The sequence below is a fragment of the Sphingopyxis microcysteis genome (genome assembly GCF_012274265.1).
Classification (GTDB): domain Bacteria; phylum Pseudomonadota; class Alphaproteobacteria; order Sphingomonadales; family Sphingomonadaceae; genus Sphingopyxis; species Sphingopyxis microcysteis.
This window is the reverse complement of the sequence record NZ_JAANYY010000002.1, coordinates 1,352,840-1,369,556: the sequence shown is the minus strand read 5'-3', so window position 1 is coordinate 1,369,556 and position 16,717 is coordinate 1,352,840. Positions and strand designations below refer to the sequence as shown.

The following is a 16,717-nucleotide window of genomic DNA, read 5'->3' as shown; positions in this document are numbered from 1 at the left end:
ATTGGGGGATCGGCGTAGCATCATCCGGCCAACGGTCGGCGACGTGACGACGGGCGAATCGATCTTTGATTCACCCGAATTCGTCACGCGACTGCTGCGCGTCGCCCAGCTATGGCATTATGTCCTCATCGGCCGGGTTCTGGCGTTTTTCACCTTTGCATTTGTGCCGGGGGTCGCCGGGTTTCTGGATCAGCCGCTGCAATGGCTGGTCATGGCGGTGGGACTGTTTTTCGACCTGGTGCTGACGGTGGTCGGCCAAATGATGCGGCGCCCGGGCCCCGCTCTGCAACAAAGATTGCGGGCGCTGGTGGCGGCGAGCATGGCGCTGATCCTGCTGGGCAGTTTGCTCAACGCTGCCGCGATGTTCGCCGCGGTCGCGATATCCGACGGTCGCCACAGCTTTGACGCCTTCACCGCGATTCAGATCGGGTCGTTGCTCGTCGCGGCATCGGCGGCGGCGATTGCGCGTCCGGCCTTTTTCGCCTTTGCCGGTGCGACCGCGCTGGGGGGCGCAATCGGTATCGCGTCGTGGCCCTTTGCGATGGCGGGCTGTGTCTTTCTCGCCCTGCTGATCGTGATGATGCGCGAAGATATTCGCCACCAGCGCCGGGCAACGCGCGCGGCGCGATTGTCGGTCAGCGACCAGCAACGGGCGCTGAACCTGATGCGCGATTTCGAACGCGCCGGACGCGGCTGGTTCTGGGAAACCGACCGCCATGGCCAGCTGGTCTATATCTCGGCGACGGTCGCGGCGCGGCTGGGGCGTCCGGTATCGGAGCTGCTCGGCCAGCCGTTCACCGACATCATCCGCAAACGCATCGGCAACGACGAGAATGAGGAGCGCACGCTGGGCTTCAGCCTGTCGTCGCGCACCCCGTTCAAGGAATTGACGGTGCAGGCGGCGGTCGCGGGTGAAGAACGCTGGTGGTCGATCTCGGGCCAGCCGATCAGCAACGAACTTGGCAATTTCCAGGGGTTTCGCGGCAGCGGCACCGACCTGACCGACAAGAAACGGTCCGAGCGCGAGATCAATCAGCTTGCACGTTACGACACGCTCACCGGGCTCGCGAACCGGCCGCACATCACCGACCTGCTCGAACGCGCGCTGAAGAGTCATATCGGCCAGCCGCAGCCGTGCGCGCTGCTGCTGATGGATCTCGACCGGTTCAAGGCGGTGAACGACACGCTCGGCCATCCGGTCGGCGACCAGTTGCTGCAACAGGTCGCGGGACGATTGACCCAGATCGTCGGCGACAAGGGGCAGGTCGGGCGGCTTGGCGGCGACGAGTTCCAGATCGTCGTTCCGCAGCTGAGCCAGCCTGAAAAGCTGGCTGGCATCGCCAATGCCATCATCCTGAGCCTCGCCAAGCCCTTTTCGATCGAGGGCGAGCAGGTCCGTATCGGCTGTTCGGTCGGCATCGCGGTGTCGGAGGGGCAGGGGGTTTCGGCGTCGGCGCTGGTCCGCAACGCCGACCTCGCACTTTATGCCGCCAAGGATGCCGGGCGCGGCGTCTATCGTTTCTATGCCGATGCGATGCATAATCAGGCGAGCGAGCGAAAGGCGATCGAGGACGCGCTGCGCGACGCGCTGGTCAAGGACGAGCTGCGGTTGCTGTATCAGCCGATCGTCGACGTCGGCAGCGAGCGGATCACCGGCTTTGAAGCGCTGATCCGCTGGCACCACGCGCGCGACGGGATGATCAGCCCGTCGAAATTCATTCCGATCGCCGAGGAATCGAATCTGATCGTGCCGATCGGCGAATGGATCATCCGCACCGCCTGCGCGAGCATCGCCTTGCTCGGTCCGGGGTACCGCGTCGCGGTCAACGTCTCGCCGCGCCAGTTCGCCAACGAGAAATTGCCGGCGACGATCCTGAGCGCGGTGTCGGCGGCGGGGATTCGCCCCGAACAGCTCGAGCTGGAAATTACCGAGGGCGTGTTCCTCGACGAGAGCCCCGAAAATCTGGCGATGTTCCAGAAACTGAAGCGTACCGGCGTGCGGCTGGCGCTCGACGATTTCGGCACCGGCTATTCGGCGCTCGGCTATTTGAAGAAGGCGCCGTTCGACAAGATCAAGATCGACCAGAGCTTTGTCCTCGGCGCCGCCGACCCCAGCAGCATGAACGGCGCGATCATTTCGTCGATCGTCGGGCTGGCCACGGCACTCAACATGGAAACGACCGCCGAGGGGGTCGAGACGCATGACGATCTGGCGCTGATCCGCGGGCTCGGGTGCAGCCACGTCCAGGGCTATATCTACGGGCGCCCGATGGATCTGGCCGAGGTTCTCGCGCTGCTGCGCGATGGCGGCGGGCGGGTCGAAGCGCAGGGCTATAAATGCGCGCGCGAGCCGCGGACTACGATCTTTCGGACGATCCAGGTCGCGAGCGGCGGGCATCAATATGAAGCGATCGTCCGCAACATGTCGCCGCGCGGCGCGCTGGTCGAGGGATTGTGGAATGTGCCGCCGGGCACGCTGCTGACGCTGGAGTTCGGCGCCGATCAGGCATTCGACGCCGAGGCGCGCTGGTCGGCGGGCAATCGCGTCGGAGTCAAATTCGCCGAGGCGATCGATCTGGACGCACTGCTTGGGCCGAAAACGGGGGTAGCGGCGCGCGGGCGGGTGCGGCGGGCTGCTTAAACACCCTGCGTCATCCCGGCGAAGGCCGGGATCTCATCCTGTCACGATGACGCACCGGCGAGATCCCGGCCTGCGCCGGGATGACGATCTATGGCAAATCAATCCGCAACCCGCCCGCGCACCATTACCCAGTCGACTTTTTCCAGCGCCGTGACATCGGCAAGCGGGTCGCCGCTGACCGCGATCATGTCCGCCGACAGGCCGGGCACGATGCGGCCGATCTCGCCTTCCATCGACAACGCCCTGGCGGCGACGGTGGTCGCGCTTGCGAGCGCCTCGCGCGGGGTCAGCCCCGCCTTGACCAGCAGCGCAAATTCGCCGCCGTTGCGGCCATGTTCGAACACCCCGGCGTCGGTGCCAAAGGCGACGGGGACGCCCATCGCCTTGGCCCGCGTCACCGCCTTGCCGACGCTGCCCAGCGTCATGCGGACCTTTTCCTCGACCGTCGGGGTATAGATGCCCTTGCCGAGCCGCTCGCGGATGCCTTCGAACGCCATCAGGGTCGGGACCAGATAAGTGCCCTTCGCCTTCATCACCTTCAGCGCCGCATCATCGGCAAAGGTGCCATGATCGATCGTATCGATCCCGGCCGCCGCCGCGGCCTCGATCCCGCGCGCGCCATGGGCGTGCGCCATGACCTTCAGCCCCAGCGAGTGGGCGGTGTCGGCAATGCTTTGTAACTCGGGGCTCGTGAAATGCCCCTCCAGCCCGCGCCCCTGCTGCGACAGCACGCCGCCGGTTGCGGTAATCTTGATGATGTCGGCGCCCGCGCGTGATGCCTTGCGGACCTTTTCGGCGCATTCGAGCGCGCCGGTGCAGGTATAGCCCTGATCGAGCACATCATGGACGTCTTCGCGAAAGCCGGTGATGTCGCCGTGCCCGCCGATGATCGACAGCGCCGGACCGGCGGCGATGATCCGCGGCCCGGTGATGAAGCCCGCGGCGGTACCGCGGCGCAGCGAATACGCCGTATATTGCGCCGACCCCGCCTCGCGCACCGTCGTGAACCCCGCGCGCAGCGTGATGCCCGCATTCTTCACGCCGACAACGACACCCCATTCGTCGGGCTCGACTGCCGCGCTGCGGAAATCTTCGCCGGGGTCGCCGGTCAGGTGGACGTGCAAGTCGATGAGGCCGGGAAGCAGCGTCTTGTCGCCCAGATCGACGACGGTCGCATCGGCGGGCGGGGCGCTCCGGCCTGCGGTGATCGACGTGATACGGTCATCGGTGATGACGATTGTCGATGGTCCTTGCGCAGGCTTGTCGGCATCGGTGATGACGCGCCCGGCATAGATGACCGTGGTCTTGGCGTTCGCCGCGGTGCCAAGCAGCGCCAGCGTGAGCGCCGCGAGCATTCCGTATTTTCGCATGAAGGTTCCCCTGTCCTGATCCGGCATCGTGACGCGTGGGGCCGTGGACGGCAAGGGGGAAAGGGTGGGTGAACCGGTTGGAACGATCGGAGATCGACGGGCGGCGGATATGGGGTGGGGAGCGGAGTTCGCGGCAAAGACACGCCCTCCCCTTCAGGGGAGGGCAGCGAGACTTACGAACTTGTTCGCTAGTCGCAGCGGGTGGGGGCCAGCGGCCTTGCGCAAGGCCGCTGGCCCCCACCCCACTACGACTAGGCAGCAAGCTGCCAAGTCTTCGTTGCCCCTCCCCTGAAGGAGAGGGGCTGGCTCTTCGCTACGTTCGCACCCGATCGCAAACGGCCGCGCTACGCACAAAAAGAGGGGCCGACTGGGTCGGCCCCTCAAGTTTGTCCTCGGGTAATCGAAAGGACTTACCAGAAGAAATCGTAGATCACGTCGACGACCTGGCCGTTGTACGTATCGACGAGGATCGCGTCGTTGTAATAGCGGATCCAGCGATAGCCGTCGTACGCAGGCGGCAGGCGGTAGTACCAGGGATCGTTGATCCAGTAGCGGCTGCCATAGAATAGCGAACCCAGGCTGAACCCGATGCTGAACCGCGTGTAGCGGTGGTTGCGGTACGGCGAATAATAGGCCGGCAGGCGGTAGTGGCTGCGATAGCGCTGGCGATGGTCGCGCCAGTTATAACGGCGATCGTCGCGCCACGAGCGGTTCCAGTTGTTCCGGCGATTGTCATAGCGACGATCGACGCGGTCGTTGTTGTTGCGATCGTAGCGCCGGTCGATCTGGCCGTCGCGATTGCGGTCGTACCGGCGGTCGCGCTGGTCGATGCGATTGTTGTTGTTGCGATCCCAGCGGCGGTCGAGGTCACCATCGCGATTGCGGTCATAGCGGCGATCGACGCGGTTGTTGTCGTTGCGGTCGTACCGCTGATCGACCTGGCCGTTGCGATTGCGGTCCCAGCGACGGTCGATGCGGCCGTCGTTGTTGCGGTCATAGACGCCGCCCTGGCGGACCTCGCGCTGTTGGACCGCGCGTTGCTGTTCGCTGCGCTGTTGCCACTGCTGGCGCTGCGCGTCGCGCTGCCCGCGATCGCCGCGCTGCTGCCATTGTTGCTGGCGCGTTTCGCTGCGCTGCTGGCGCTCGGCGCGCGGTTGCTGGCTCTGCTGGCGCTGGACGCGCGCTTCGCCGCCGCCGTTGCCGCGGCGGGCTTCGGGGCCGCGCGGACCGCGGTCGCCGCGGCTGCCGCGATCGCCGTCGCCGCGCTGCGCCAACTGGATGCGCTCGCCCGATGCCTGGGCGGCGGCCGGGGCAATGGGGGTCAGGACCGTTGCAGCGATCAGCAACCCTCCGAACATTTTTTTCATCTCGCCATTCTCCAACTCATGTCCCGATTGCTGGAGAGGCCAGCCGGGATGATGAATCGTGTGTTACCGGCGGCAAGATGATCGGCGGCTGAACCATGCTGTTGCCTGCGGTTCAGCTAGATGAACAAGAGGGCTCAGCTGCCGGGGGGCAAGCGTAGCGCAGGTACGGCGCGCGCGGCATCGTCGGGTCGGATACCGGGCGGCGGCGCGGCGGCGATCCGTTCCTCGCCGCGCAGCACCCTGCCGGCGCGGCGGATCGCAGTGCGGATGCGCGGATAGGTGCCGCAGCGGCAGATGTTGGTCATCGCCGCGTCGATTTCGGCGTCGCTGGGGTTGCTGTTCGCGCGCAGCAGCGCGGCCGCGGCCATGATCATCCCCGACTGACAAAATCCGCATTGCGGCACCTGTTCGGCGACCCACGCCTGCTGCACCGGGTGGCTGCGGTCGCGCGACAGGCCTTCGATCGTCGTGACGAAGCGGCCCTCGCATTCGGCAATGGTGACCATGCAGCTGCGAATCGGCTCGCCGTCGATATCGACGGTGCACGCGCCGCACTCGCCGGTGCCGCAGCCATATTTGGTGCCGGTCAGATTCGACGCGTCGCGCAGCGCCCACAGCAAAGGCGTGTCGGGTTCCATGCGATATTCGACCGGACGGTCGTTGACCGAGAATCGTGTCATGCCGCCCGGTTTAGCGTCACCGCGTGATTAGTCACGCCAGCTCGTGTCGATCTTGTCGACCTTGCGCACCATTGCGTCGAATTCGGCTTTGCCCGATTGGCCGGGGATCGCCGCCATATACAGGTCGCGCTGGTGGACCTTGATGACGTCCTCATCGACGAGCACCGGCTTGCCCATGCTCATCGTCGCGAGCTGGATCTCGCACGCACGTTGCAGCGCCCAATATTTGATGAAGGCGTCGGACAGCGACTTGCCCATCACGACGGGGCCATGGTTGCGCAGCATCAGGATGCGCTTGTCGCCGAGGTTCTTCACCAGCCGCTCGCCTTCTTCCTCGCGTACCGTCACGCCCTCGAAATCATGATAGGCGAGCTGGCCCATGAAGTTGCAGGCGTAGAAATTGGTCGGTTGCAGCCCGCCCTCCAGTCCGCACACCGCCATCGTTGCGGTGGTGTGGGTGTGGATGATCGCATGCGCGTCGGGCAGGACGCGGTGGAACAGGCTGTGCTGGACGAACCCCGCCTTGTTGACGTGCCAGGGATTGTCCGCGTCCAGCTTGTTGCCGTCGATGTCGATCTTGATCAGGCTCGACGCCGTGACCTCGCTGAAATGCATGCCATAGGGGTTGATCAGGAACGCGCCGTCCTCGTCGGGAACTTTCACTGTGATGTGGTTGAAGATCATCTCGTCCCAACCCATCATCGCGAAAATCCGGTAACAGGCGGCCAGCTCCTGCCGCGCCGTCCACTCGGCTTCGCTATATTTGCTGTTGCGCTTGAGCTGCGTCGCCATGGCCTGTCCCTTTGATGTTAGTTTCGTCTTGCTACCTATGCCACAAGGCGAGGGGGCGACACAATCCCGCAAGCGGACGAGAGCTCTGGTCACGGGGGCAGGGGCTTTGCCGCGCAGGGGCTTGCATTTTACTGCGAATCCCCTTATCGGCGCAGCCATCGGAACGTCGCGGGTTCGCGGCGCTTCTTTTATTGCCCTTATATCGGCGATTTATGGCGGACCGGATAACCGGTTGCCGTTCATCGTTGGACGAACCGGAGACGACACGGCACATGCAGATCATCGTTCGCGACAATAATGTCGACCAGGCCCTTCGCGCGCTCAAGAAGAAACTGCAGCGTGAGGGCGTGTATCGCGAAATGAAGCTGCGCCGTCATTACGAGAAGCCCAGCGAAAAGCGCGCGCGCGAACACGCCGCCGCTGTCCGCCGCGCCCGCAAGATGGAGCGCAAGCGGATGGAACGCGACGGGATCAAGTAAGACCCGTCGATCCTGACGGATTCGGATCGTGAAACAGGCGCTGCGGGCAACCGCGGCGCCTTTTTCGTTTGGCGCGCGCGCATAATGCCTCTGGACCGCCGCGCGCCGCACCGCCTATAGGCCTCGCCAACATTTGCGCCCGCGGGCGCCTGCGGAAGGATCAGCAGAGATGAGCGTGACGACGGTTCCCTTGCGCCCCGTGAGCAAAAGCGGCTTGTGGCTGATGTGGTTCGGCCTCTTGACACTGCTCGCCCTCGGCGCCGCCTTTGCCTGGCACATGACCCCGCGCATCGGGTTCGAAGTCGTCAAGGAAGGCACCGGTGCGAGCCCGACCCGCGCCGATGTCGTGCTGGTGAAATATGAGGGCAAGCTGGACGACGGCACCGTCTTCGACGCCAATGAACAGGCGCCGATGCAGGTCGCGGGCGTCGTTCCCGGCTTTTCCGAGGCGCTGACCCGGATGAAGAAGGGCGGCGAGTACAAGATCACCATTCCGCCGCAGCTCGGCTATGGCGACCGCGCGACCGGCCCGATCCCGGCGAACAGCACGCTGCACTTTACCGTGACCCTGCTCGACTACCGGTCGGAGGCCGAGGTTCGCGCGATGCAGCAGCAGATGATGCAGCAGCAACAGATGATGCAGGGCGCGCCGGGCGGCGCTGCTCCCGCGGGTCCGCCGCCGGGTGCGCCGCAACCCTGACCCTGATTTCCATTATCCCGGTTGTATTCCCGTCATCCCGGCGAAGGCCGGGATCTCGCCAGTTGCGTTAGGACGATCGGGTGAGATCCCGGCCTTCGCCGGGATGACGAGCTGAAAAAGAGGGGCGATGGTTTTCAGACTGCCGCCGCCTTCGCATCCTTGGGCGCTGCCCCGGCATTCCTCTCCGCCTCGCGCTCCAGCGCGACCTTGATCATCGCGACGATCGGGTCGGCCAGGAACAGGCCCATGATGCCGAGCAGCGCGCCGAGCAGGATTTGTGCGCCGAGCACAAGGGCGGGGGCAAGGTCGACAGTCTTTTTCGCCACCATCGGCACGATCAGATAGCCATCGACGGTCTGGACCACCAGATAGATGACGATCGCCCATAGTCCCGCATCGGTCCCCGCTGAAAAGCCGACGAGCACCAGCAGCACCCCCGACACGATCGCGCCGATATTGGGGATGAAGGCGAGCAGACCGGTTAGGAGGCCCATCAGTGCCGCCATCGGGATGCCGACCGCGAGGCACGCGAGCCATGTCCCAATGCCTTCGACCAGCATGCCGAGCAGGCGGCCCGCCATCAGGCGGCGGAGGGTGAAACCCATGCGCGCGGTGGTGATATAGAAATTCTCGCGATGCTTCATCGGCAGCATCCAGGCGACGCCGCGTTCGTACAGTCGCGGTTCGATGGCGATGAAAATTCCCAGCACGACAATCATCACCAGGCTGGTCAGCGCGCCCAGCACCGTGCCGACCGCGGCGGTGACGCGGCCCACGGTGCCCGCGATATTGTCGGCAATCGTCTTGGTATCGATCTGGAAATTGCCCATGCCATGATCGGCGGCCCAGGCCGCGATCCGTTCGACCTGGACCATGATGACCTGTTGCAGCGTCGCCGCCTGGCTGGCGATCTGGGATCCGGCAAACATCGCGGTCCACGCCAGAAAGGCCAGCAGCGACAGGCACACGATCGCCAGCCGCCAGCCGCGCGCGATCGGCAATATGCGGCCGAGCAGGCGCGTGCCGCCGTCGAGCATCGACGCCATGACGATCGCCGCAAAGATCAGCAGGATGGGCTGGATCAGCACGACGCACGCCGCGATCAGCAGCGCGAGGCCGAGCCACACGCTGGCCTTCAGCAATTCGGTGCGGACCAGATGGCTGCGGATTTCGGTGGGGCCGGGGGCGTTGGCGGTCGCCTTGGCGCGCGCCTGAGCGCGTTCTTTTCGCTCGACCCGCTCCACCATGCCCGCGCTCCCTATTTTGCTGTGCTGCTACGTTCGGGCCGCAGGTCGGTTCCCGCGCGGCCCGAGCGCAGCGCATTGAACCAGCTGAGCGGGTTATACCACACCGCGGTACCGTCGGTCGAAAAGCTGATGATCTCTGCCCGGCCCGCGATCACGTCGAACGGCACGGGGCCGCCCAACCCCTTTTGCGACGTGTCGACCCGGCTGTCGGCGCTTCCGTCGCGGTTGTCGCCCATCAGGAACAGATGGTCGGCCGGCACCTTGATCGGGCCATAATCGTCGGTGGTGTACCCCGGGCCCATATCGATCGTGTCGAAGGTCGCGCCGCCGGGCAGCGTTTCGCGCACGATCGGCAGTTCGAGCGTTTCGCGCCCGTCAGCGCCGCGGGTGATGAAGCGGTCGAGGCTGCTGTCGCCGCTGGGCAGGTTCGGATCGACCGGGATCGATAGCAGCGGCTGGACTTCGCGCTTCACCGGCTTGCCGTTGATGCTGAGTTCGCCGTTGGTCAGCTGGATGGTGTCGCCGGGAAGGCCGATCACGCGCTTGATATAATCGACCCGGGTGACCGGATGTTCGAGGACGACGATGTCGCCGCGCTCGGGCAGCTTGGCGAACCAGCGGCCTTCGGTCTTGGGGGCGAGGTGAAAGCTGACCGAAGCGTAGGACCAGCCATAGGGAAATTTGCTCACGATCAGTCGGTCGCCGTTGCGCAGCACCGGCATCATCGAATCGGACGGGATATAGAAGGGTTTGGCGACGCAGCTGTGGATGCCCAGCACGAGCAGCAGGATCACCACGATGTCGCGGATAAGCTTGCCCCAGCTGCCGTCGTCCTTTGCTTTGCCCTTCGCCATAATGCCGTCAGTCCTTGATCGCTTCGATAATGACGAATGCCTGCGCCCAGGGGTGATCGTCGGTCAGGGTGAGATGAATATGGGCGCTGTGTCCCGCCGGGATCATCGCCGCCAGCCGTTCGGCGGCGCCGCCGGTCAGCGCCAGCGTCGGCGCGCCGGAGGGGGCGTTGACGACGCCGATGTCCTTCATGAACACCCCGCGCTTGAAGCCGGTGCCGACCGCTTTCGAGAAGGCTTCCTTGGCGGCGAAGCGTTTCGCGTAGGTACCCGCGCGAGTGAACGGTCGGCGCGCGGCCTTGGCCCGTTCGACGTCGGTGAAGACGCGTTGCTCGAAGCGTTCACCGAAGCGGTCGAGCGAGTTCTGGATGCGCTCGATATTGCAGAGGTCGGAGCCGAGGCCGATGATCAACTGAAATCCTCCCTGTCGCGAAGCGATGGGGAGGGGGACCGCGCCCGAAGGGCGGGGTGGAGGGGCTGCGACGTAGCGCCATTTGCCCCTCCGTCAGCGCTTCGCGCTGCCACCTCCCCATGGCTGCGCCACAGGGAGGATCTGGCCCTGGTCACGCTCACCCTCGCGCCTCGTCCATCAGCACCCGCATCCGGCGCACCGCATCTTCGAGGCCGGTAAAGATCGCCTCGCCGATCAGATAATGGCCGATGTTGAGCTCGGCGAGCTGCGGGATCGCGGCGACGGGGACGACATTCTCATAGGTCAGGCCGTGTCCCGCATGGGGTTCGATGCCGTTCTTCCACGCGAGAGCCGCGGCATCGGCGATGCGGCGCATCTCGACCGCGCGTTCCTCGCCGTCGCAATGCGCGTAGCGGCCGGTGTGAAATTCCACCACTGGCGCGCGCAGCCGCATCGCGGCCTCGATCTGGCGCGGATCGGGCTCGATGAACAGGCTGACGCGAATGCCCGCGTCGGCGAGGCGCGAGACGATCGGGGCAAGGTGGTTATGCTGCCCCGCGGCGTCGAGCCCGCCCTCGGTCGTGCGCTCCTCGCGCTTTTCGGGGACGATGCACGCCGCGTGCGGCTTATGGCGCAGCGCGATTGCGACCATCTCGTCGGTCGCCGCCATTTCGAGATTGAGCGGCAGGTCGGTCGCCGCCTGGATGCGCGCGAGGTCGTCGTCGCGGATGTGGCGCCGGTCCTCGCGCAGATGCGCGGTGATGCCGTCGCCGCCGACCGATGCGACGATTTCGGCAGCGCGCACCGGGTCGGGATGCTCGCCGCCGCGGGCGTTGCGGATCGTCGCAACATGGTCGATGTTGACCCCCAGGCGAAGGCGACCCGTCAATTCGCGCGGCTTCCGGGCTTGATCGCCGGCGTACCGGCGAGATGTTCGGGGAGCTCGTCCGCCGCATAGGTCGGGAAGTTGATCGCGACGAGCGGATAGAAGGGGACGCCAAGGTCGATGTTGCTGCCCGCCGAACGATCGACGAGCGCCGCCTCGGCGACCACTTCGCCGCCCGCGGCGGTCACGCAGGCCATGGCTTCACGCGACGACAGGCCGGTGGTCACGACATCCTCGACCATCAGCACCTTGGCGCCGGGTTCGATCGTGAAGCCGCGGCGCAGCTCGAAGGTGCCGGTCGGGCGCTCGACGAAAATCGCGGGTTTGCCGAGTGCACGCCCCATTTCATGGCCGATGATGACACCGCCCATTGCGGGCGACACGACGATGTCGATCGCCTGTTTGAGCTCGCGCGGCAGCTTGGCGGCGAGGGCGATCGCGAGGCGTCCGGCGCGCTCCGTATCCATCAGCACGCGCGCGCATTGCAGGTAATATTCGCTGTGGCGGCCCGACGACAGCAGGAAATGCCCTTGGAGCAGGGCGTCGGCAGCGCGGAATTCGGCCAGGATTTCGTCATCAGTCATGGGAGAATTGTTCTTTTGTCCAGTGCGTCGTCCTGCGCGGACGACCGGGTTTTGGCGGCGAAGATTATCCAGCCGCAAAATAGTGTTAGAGATGCTTGAGGCAAGCGGCAAGCGGGTCTATAGCGCCCGCGAGATTCAGCCCATCCTCCGGCTGTCGCGACGCTTGTCCGACCGCCGCCGAAGAGGGGTGAAATGTGATAAAGAACAACAGGCAACGGGCGGCACCAGTCTTATGAAGAGCTTGAAAACCCTTGTAATTGCGGCGGCTTTGTCGCTTGGCGCAGTGGGCGCCAGTCATGCGCAGGCACCGGCGGCGGCTCCGGCCGAAGCCCCTGCTGCGGCACCCGTGGCGAATCCGGCGCCGGTTGCGACCGACGCGGCCGCCCCGGCGGCTGCGCCCGCGGCAACCGAGGCGGCGGTCCCGGCTGGCGACGCGACCTATGTGCCGATGAAGCCGACCCCGGGGGTTGGTCAGCCGATCGATGCCGGTATCGATTTCCAGCCGCAGGTCAGCCCGGTCGGCGAACAGGCCTATTGGTTCAATCATGTCATCCTGTTGCCGGTGATCACGGTGATCACGCTGTTCGTTCTCGGCCTGCTGCTCTGGGTGGTGTTCCGCTACCGCGCCAAAGCGAACCCGGTCCCGTCGAAGACGACGCACAACACCTTCATCGAAATCATCTGGACCGCGATTCCGGTGCTGATCCTCGCGGTGATTGCGGTGCCGTCGATCCGCCTGCTCGCGCAGCAATATGAGCCGCCGAAGAAGGAAGCGCTGACGATCAAGGTCACCGGATACCAATGGTATTGGGGCTATGCCTATCCCGACCAGGGCATCGGCGAATATGTGTCGAAGATGCTGACCAAGGAACAGGCCGATGCCGCCGGTGAACCGCACCAGCTGGCCGTCGACAACCGCATGGTCGTACCCGTCGGTCGTCAGGTGAAGCTCATCATCACCGGCGCCGACGTGATCCACAGCTTTGCCGTCCCGGCCTTCTGGACGAAGATGGATGCGGTCCCTGGCCGCGCCAACGAAACGACGTTCACCGCGAACAAGGTTGGCGTCTATTACGGCCAATGTTCGGAACTTTGCGGCGTTGATCATGGCTATATGCCGATTGCGGTCGAGGTTCTGCCGGTCGACAAGTGGGAAGCCTGGGTCCGCTCGAAGGGCGGCAATCCGGCCGGTCCGGTTGTCGCCGCTGCAGCGCCCGCTGTTGCTGCGCCGACACCTGCCGCTGCTGCGCCGGCCGCGACGCCGGCCGCCACCACGACCGAAGCTGCACCGGCAGCGGCGCCTGCCGCTGCACCGGCTGCCAAGAATTAATAAGGGGTCCGACAGATGACCGATATTGCCGCAACTGCACCCGCCCATGGCCATGCCGATCACGCGCATGACGACCATGATCACGATACGCCGGGCTTTTTCGTCCGCTGGTTCATGTCGACGAACCACAAGGACATCGGCACCCTCTACCTGATCTTTGCGATCGTCGCCGGTATCGTCGGCGGCGTGATTTCGGGCATGATGCGCTGGGAACTGGCCGAGCCGGGCATCCAGTATCTGACCGGCTGGGCGCAATTCTTTGACCCCGCCGCAAGCGAAGTGCAGGGCAAGCATTTCTGGAACGTGATGATCACGGCGCACGGCCTGATCATGGTGTTCTTCATGGTCATGCCCGCGATGATCGGCGGTTTCGGCAACTGGTTCGTGCCGCTAATGATCGGTGCGCCCGACATGGCGTTCCCGCGCATGAACAATGTCAGCTTCTGGCTGACCTTCGTCGCGTTCGTCATGCTGGTCGGCTCGATGTTCGTTCCGGGCGGCAGCGGGCTTGGCGCCGGCACCGGCTGGACGGTTTACGCGCCGCTGTCGACCAGTGGGTCGGCGGGTCCGGCGGTCGATATGGCGATCTTCTCGCTCCACCTTGCGGGTGCGGCGTCGATTCTGGGCGCGATCAACTTCATCACCACCATTTTCAACATGCGCGCACCGGGGATGACCATCCACAAGATGCCGCTGTTCGTGTGGTCGGTGCTTGTCACTGCCTTCCTGCTGCTGCTCGCGCTGCCGGTTCTGGCGGCGGCGATCACCATGCTGCTGACCGACCGCAACTTCGGTACCACTTTCTATGATGCTGCTGGCGGCGGCGACCCCGTTCTCTACCAGCATCTCTTCTGGTTCTTCGGTCACCCCGAAGTGTACATCATGATCCTGCCGGGCTTCGGCATCGTCAGCCAGATCATCTCGACCTTCAGCAAGAAGCCGGTGTTCGGTTATCTCGGCATGGCCTATGCCATGGTCGCGATCGGCGTCGTCGGCTTCATCGTGTGGGCGCACCACATGTTCACCGTCGGCATGTCTGTGAACCTCAAGATGTACTTCACCGCGGCGACGATGGTCATTGCGGTCCCCACGGGTATCAAGATTTTCAGCTGGATCGCCACCATGTGGGGCGGTTCGATGAGCTTCAAGACCCCGATGGTCTGGTCCTTGGGCTTCATCTTCATGTTCACCGTGGGCGGCGTGACCGGCGTCGTGCTCGCCAATGGCGGCGTCGACACCAACCTGCACGACACCTATTATGTCGTGGCTCACTTCCACTATGTGCTGTCGCTGGGCGCCGTGTTCTCGCTGTTTGCCGGTTTCTATTACTGGTTCCCGAAAATGTCGGGACGGATGTACAACGAGTTCCTGGGCCAGCTGCACTTCTGGATCTTCTTCATCGGCGTGAACGTCCTGTTCTTCCCCCAGCATTTCCTGGGTCAGCAGGGCATGCCGCGCCGTTATCCGGACTATCCCGATGCCTATGCCTATTGGCACCTGATCTCGTCCTACGGCTATGTCATCATGGCGGTCGGCGTGCTGATCTTCTTCGTCAATATCCTGTGGTCGCTGGCTGCCGGCAAGAAGGCCGCCGACAACCCGTGGGGCGAAGGCGCGACGACGCTCGAGTGGACGCTGTCGAGCCCGCCGCCGTTCCACCAGTTCAACGAACTGCCGCGTATCGCCTGACAAGGTTCGCCCCCTGCTGATTTCCGGCAGGGGGCGTTTCCCTGATGGCCGGAGTTAACATGGCGCAAAGCCTGACCCATGGCGAAACGGCGCTTCCCGCCGACTGGCGCGACCTGTTCGCGCTGACCAAGCCGCGCGTGATGTCGCTGGTGGTGTTCACCGCGCTGTGCGGGTTGCTCGCGGCGCCGGTGTCGGTGCCGCCGGTGCTTGCCTTTTCGTCGATCCTCGCGATCGCCTTGGGCGCAGGCGCGTCGGGCGCGCTCAACCAATGGTATGAGGCGGGTCTCGACGCCAAGATGAAGCGCACCGCCGGGCGGCCACTCCCGGCCGGGCGGCTTGACCCGCAGACGGCGCTCCAGTTCGGGATCGGCCTTGCTGCCTTTTCGCTGTTCCTGATGCTGTTTGCGTCGAACTGGCAGGCGACGTTGCTGCTGGCGGTGTCGATCCTGTTTTACGTGTTCATCTATACGATGTGGCTGAAGCCGCGGACGCCGCAGAATATCGTCATCGGCGGCGCGGCGGGCGCCTTTCCCCCGCTGATCGGCTGGGTTGCGGCGACGGGCAGCGTTGCGCCGCTGCCGGTGATGCTGTTCCTGCTGATCTTCCTCTGGACCCCGCCGCATTTCTGGGCGCTGGCGCTGTTCGTGCGCTCGGACTATGCCGCCGCGGGCATCCCGATGATGCCGGTCGTGGCGGGCGAGAAATCGACGCGGCGCCAGATCCTGTTTTATGCGCTGATCATGGCGGCGGCGGCGATCGCGCCATGGCCGCTTGGTTACACCGGTGCGCTCTATGGTTGGACCGCCACGATCCTGTCGGCGCTGTTCGTGGCGTTGTCGGTGCAGGTCGGCACCCGCACGACGGGTGAGGGCGATCTGATGCAACCCGAAAAGCGCCTGTTCGCTTATTCGATTGCCTATCTTTTCATTTTGTTCGGCGCGGTTGTTGCCGACCATTGGTGGACCATATGACCGACGAACCCAAGCCCGCGCCGTTCGACGAGGCGGAGTATCGCCGCCGCCAGCGTAGCCGCGCCAATATGATGGCGTGGATGCTGGGCGCGCTCGCGATCCTGTTCTTCTTCATCACCATCGCCAAGATCCAGATATTCGCATGAGGTCTTTTCCGGCAATTGGGCGCCTGTCCCCCAAGGCGAAGACCGCCAGCCTTGCCTCGGCGCTGGCGCTTGCGATGGTCGGGCTCGGCTTTGCAGCGGTTCCGCTCTACGACCTGTTTTGCCGTGTGACCGGCTTCGGTGGCACGACACAGCGTTATGACCCCGTTGCGGCGGCGGCCGACCCGGTGATCCTGTCGAAAACCATTTCGGTCCGTTTCGACGCCAATGTGTCGGCGGGGCTGCCGTGGAAATTCTACCCCGAGCATCCGACCGACACGGTGAGCATCGGCGCGCGCGACATGGCGATCTTTATCGCCGAGAATAACTCGTCAAGGCCGGTCGTCGGCACCGCCGGGTTCAATGTCACGCCGACGCAGGCGGGCAAATATTTCGCCAAGATCCAATGCTTCTGCTTCACCGAACAACGGCTGGAGCCGGGGCAGCAGATGCGGATGCCGGTGCTGTTCTTCGTCGATCCCAAGATCATGGACGATCCGGACGCGCGCGACATCCAGGAAATCACCCTCAGCTACACCTTTCACCCTGTAGACGAGGGTAAAAAGGCGAGCTAA

General features: G+C 64.6%; 17 protein-coding genes. 8 read left to right on the top strand and 9 right to left on the bottom strand.

Annotated elements, in window-relative coordinates:
• Nucleotide 1 precedes the first annotated feature (1 nt).
• Nucleotides 2–2,641 (top strand): EAL domain-containing protein, encoded by a 2,640-nt coding sequence (locus G9408_RS06500; RefSeq protein WP_168453171.1) that lies wholly within the window; start codon nt 2–4, stop codon nt 2,639–2,641.
• A 98-nt stretch (nt 2,642–2,739) separates the two neighbouring features.
• Here the strand turns inward: G9408_RS06500 and G9408_RS06495 are convergent, their stop codons facing one another.
• The 4 genes from G9408_RS06495 to G9408_RS06480 all read right to left on the bottom strand — a co-directional run bounded on the left by G9408_RS06495 (nt 2,740) and on the right by G9408_RS06480 (nt 6,850).
• Nucleotides 2,740–4,011, bottom strand: a complete 1,272-nt coding sequence (locus tag G9408_RS06495; RefSeq protein WP_168453170.1) for a metal-dependent hydrolase family protein — start codon at nt 4,009–4,011, stop codon at nt 2,740–2,742.
• 410 nt (nt 4,012–4,421) lie between these two features.
• On the bottom strand, nt 4,422–5,378 hold the full coding sequence (locus G9408_RS06490) for an RcnB family protein (RefSeq protein WP_168453169.1): 957 nt from the start codon (nt 5,376–5,378) through the stop codon (nt 4,422–4,424).
• A 134-nt stretch (nt 5,379–5,512) separates the two neighbouring features.
• Nucleotides 5,513–6,058, bottom strand: a complete 546-nt coding sequence (locus G9408_RS06485) for a (2Fe-2S)-binding protein (RefSeq protein WP_120216724.1) — start codon at nt 6,056–6,058, stop codon at nt 5,513–5,515.
• Between the two features lie 27 nt (nt 6,059–6,085).
• Complete coding sequence (locus G9408_RS06480) at nt 6,086–6,850, bottom strand: class II aldolase/adducin family protein (RefSeq protein WP_168453168.1); 765 nt, start codon at nt 6,848–6,850, stop codon at nt 6,086–6,088.
• Between the two features lie 272 nt (nt 6,851–7,122).
• Here G9408_RS06480 and rpsU point away from each other — a divergent pair, with 272 nt between their 5' ends.
• Nucleotides 7,123–7,329, top strand: a complete 207-nt coding sequence (gene rpsU, locus G9408_RS06475) for a 30S ribosomal protein S21 (protein WP_037510267.1) — start codon at nt 7,123–7,125, stop codon at nt 7,327–7,329.
• A gap of 169 nt (nt 7,330–7,498) precedes the next feature.
• Nucleotides 7,499–8,029, top strand: a complete 531-nt coding sequence (locus tag G9408_RS06470; protein WP_168453167.1) for an FKBP-type peptidyl-prolyl cis-trans isomerase — start codon at nt 7,499–7,501, stop codon at nt 8,027–8,029.
• 134 nt (nt 8,030–8,163) lie between these two features.
• Here the strand turns inward: G9408_RS06470 and G9408_RS06465 are convergent, their stop codons facing one another.
• The 5 genes from G9408_RS06465 to pyrE form a co-directional block, all read right to left on the bottom strand.
• Complete coding sequence (locus G9408_RS06465) at nt 8,164–9,276, bottom strand: AI-2E family transporter (RefSeq protein ID WP_137869287.1); 1,113 nt, start codon at nt 9,274–9,276, stop codon at nt 8,164–8,166.
• 11 nt (nt 9,277–9,287) lie between these two features.
• Nucleotides 9,288–10,130 carry a signal peptidase I gene (gene lepB, locus G9408_RS06460; RefSeq protein WP_168453166.1) on the bottom strand — a complete coding sequence of 281 codons (843 nt, stop codon included), beginning with the start codon at nt 10,128–10,130 and terminating at the stop codon, nt 9,288–9,290.
• 7 nt (nt 10,131–10,137) lie between these two features.
• Complete coding sequence (acpS, locus tag G9408_RS06455; RefSeq protein ID WP_168453165.1) at nt 10,138–10,539, bottom strand: holo-ACP synthase; 402 nt, start codon at nt 10,537–10,539, stop codon at nt 10,138–10,140.
• A 157-nt stretch (nt 10,540–10,696) separates the two neighbouring features.
• Entirely contained in the window at nt 10,697–11,428 is a 732-nt protein-coding gene (locus tag G9408_RS06450; RefSeq protein ID WP_168453164.1) for a pyridoxine 5'-phosphate synthase, read from the bottom strand.
• On the bottom strand, nt 11,425–12,009 hold the full coding sequence (gene pyrE / locus G9408_RS06445) for an orotate phosphoribosyltransferase (protein WP_168453163.1): 585 nt from the start codon (nt 12,007–12,009) through the stop codon (nt 11,425–11,427). The genes G9408_RS06450 and pyrE overlap by 4 nt, the downstream gene beginning before the upstream one ends.
• A 232-nt stretch (nt 12,010–12,241) precedes the next feature.
• On the opposite strand from pyrE, the gene coxB reads away from it, so the two are divergent.
• The 5 genes from coxB to G9408_RS06420 are packed head-to-tail and all read left to right on the top strand — an operon-like array spanning nt 12,242 to nt 16,717.
• On the top strand, nt 12,242–13,339 hold the full coding sequence (gene coxB, locus G9408_RS06440; RefSeq protein WP_168453162.1) for a cytochrome c oxidase subunit II: 1,098 nt from the start codon (nt 12,242–12,244) through the stop codon (nt 13,337–13,339).
• Nucleotides 13,340–13,354: 15 nt separating this feature from the next.
• On the top strand, nt 13,355–15,028 hold the full coding sequence (gene ctaD, locus G9408_RS06435; protein ID WP_120216714.1) for a cytochrome c oxidase subunit I: 1,674 nt from the start codon (nt 13,355–13,357) through the stop codon (nt 15,026–15,028).
• Between the two features lie 44 nt (nt 15,029–15,072).
• Nucleotides 15,073–15,999, top strand: coding sequence for a heme o synthase (locus tag G9408_RS06430; protein ID WP_235957485.1), 927 nt, complete (start codon nt 15,073–15,075; stop codon nt 15,997–15,999).
• Nucleotides 15,996–16,145 carry a hypothetical protein gene (locus G9408_RS06425; RefSeq protein WP_168453161.1) on the top strand — a complete coding sequence of 50 codons (150 nt, stop codon included), beginning with the start codon at nt 15,996–15,998 and terminating at the stop codon, nt 16,143–16,145. The genes G9408_RS06430 and G9408_RS06425 overlap by 4 nt, the downstream gene beginning before the upstream one ends.
• The gene (locus G9408_RS06420) at nt 16,142–16,717 is read left to right on the top strand and encodes a cytochrome c oxidase assembly protein (protein WP_168453160.1); all 576 of its coding nucleotides are present in this window, start codon (nt 16,142–16,144) and stop codon (nt 16,715–16,717) included. Before G9408_RS06425 ends, G9408_RS06420 begins: the two co-directional genes overlap by 4 nt.

Coding starts and splice junctions, on each gene's coding strand:
- lepB (WP_168453166.1), bottom strand. CDS start 10,130: ATGGCGAAGGGCAAAGCAAAGGACGACGGCAGCTGGGGCAAGCTTATC.
- G9408_RS06470 (WP_168453167.1), top strand. CDS start 7,499: ATGAGCGTGACGACGGTTCCCTTGCGCCCCGTGAGCAAAAGCGGCTTG.
- G9408_RS06480 (WP_168453168.1), bottom strand. CDS start 6,850: ATGGCGACGCAGCTCAAGCGCAACAGCAAATATAGCGAAGCCGAGTGG.
- ctaD (WP_120216714.1), top strand. CDS start 13,355: ATGACCGATATTGCCGCAACTGCACCCGCCCATGGCCATGCCGATCAC.
- G9408_RS06420 (WP_168453160.1), top strand. CDS start 16,142: ATGAGGTCTTTTCCGGCAATTGGGCGCCTGTCCCCCAAGGCGAAGACC.
- G9408_RS06430 (WP_235957485.1), top strand. CDS start 15,073: ATGGCCGGAGTTAACATGGCGCAAAGCCTGACCCATGGCGAAACGGCG.
- G9408_RS06495 (WP_168453170.1), bottom strand. CDS start 4,011: ATGCGAAAATACGGAATGCTCGCGGCGCTCACGCTGGCGCTGCTTGGC.
- rpsU (WP_037510267.1), top strand. CDS start 7,123: ATGCAGATCATCGTTCGCGACAATAATGTCGACCAGGCCCTTCGCGCG.
- G9408_RS06425 (WP_168453161.1), top strand. CDS start 15,996: ATGACCGACGAACCCAAGCCCGCGCCGTTCGACGAGGCGGAGTATCGC.
- G9408_RS06490 (WP_168453169.1), bottom strand. CDS start 5,378: ATGAAAAAAATGTTCGGAGGGTTGCTGATCGCTGCAACGGTCCTGACC.
- G9408_RS06485 (WP_120216724.1), bottom strand. CDS start 6,058: ATGACACGATTCTCGGTCAACGACCGTCCGGTCGAATATCGCATGGAA.
- G9408_RS06465 (WP_137869287.1), bottom strand. CDS start 9,276: ATGGTGGAGCGGGTCGAGCGAAAAGAACGCGCTCAGGCGCGCGCCAAG.
- coxB (WP_168453162.1), top strand. CDS start 12,242: ATGAAGAGCTTGAAAACCCTTGTAATTGCGGCGGCTTTGTCGCTTGGC.
- pyrE (WP_168453163.1), bottom strand. CDS start 12,009: ATGACTGATGACGAAATCCTGGCCGAATTCCGCGCTGCCGACGCCCTG.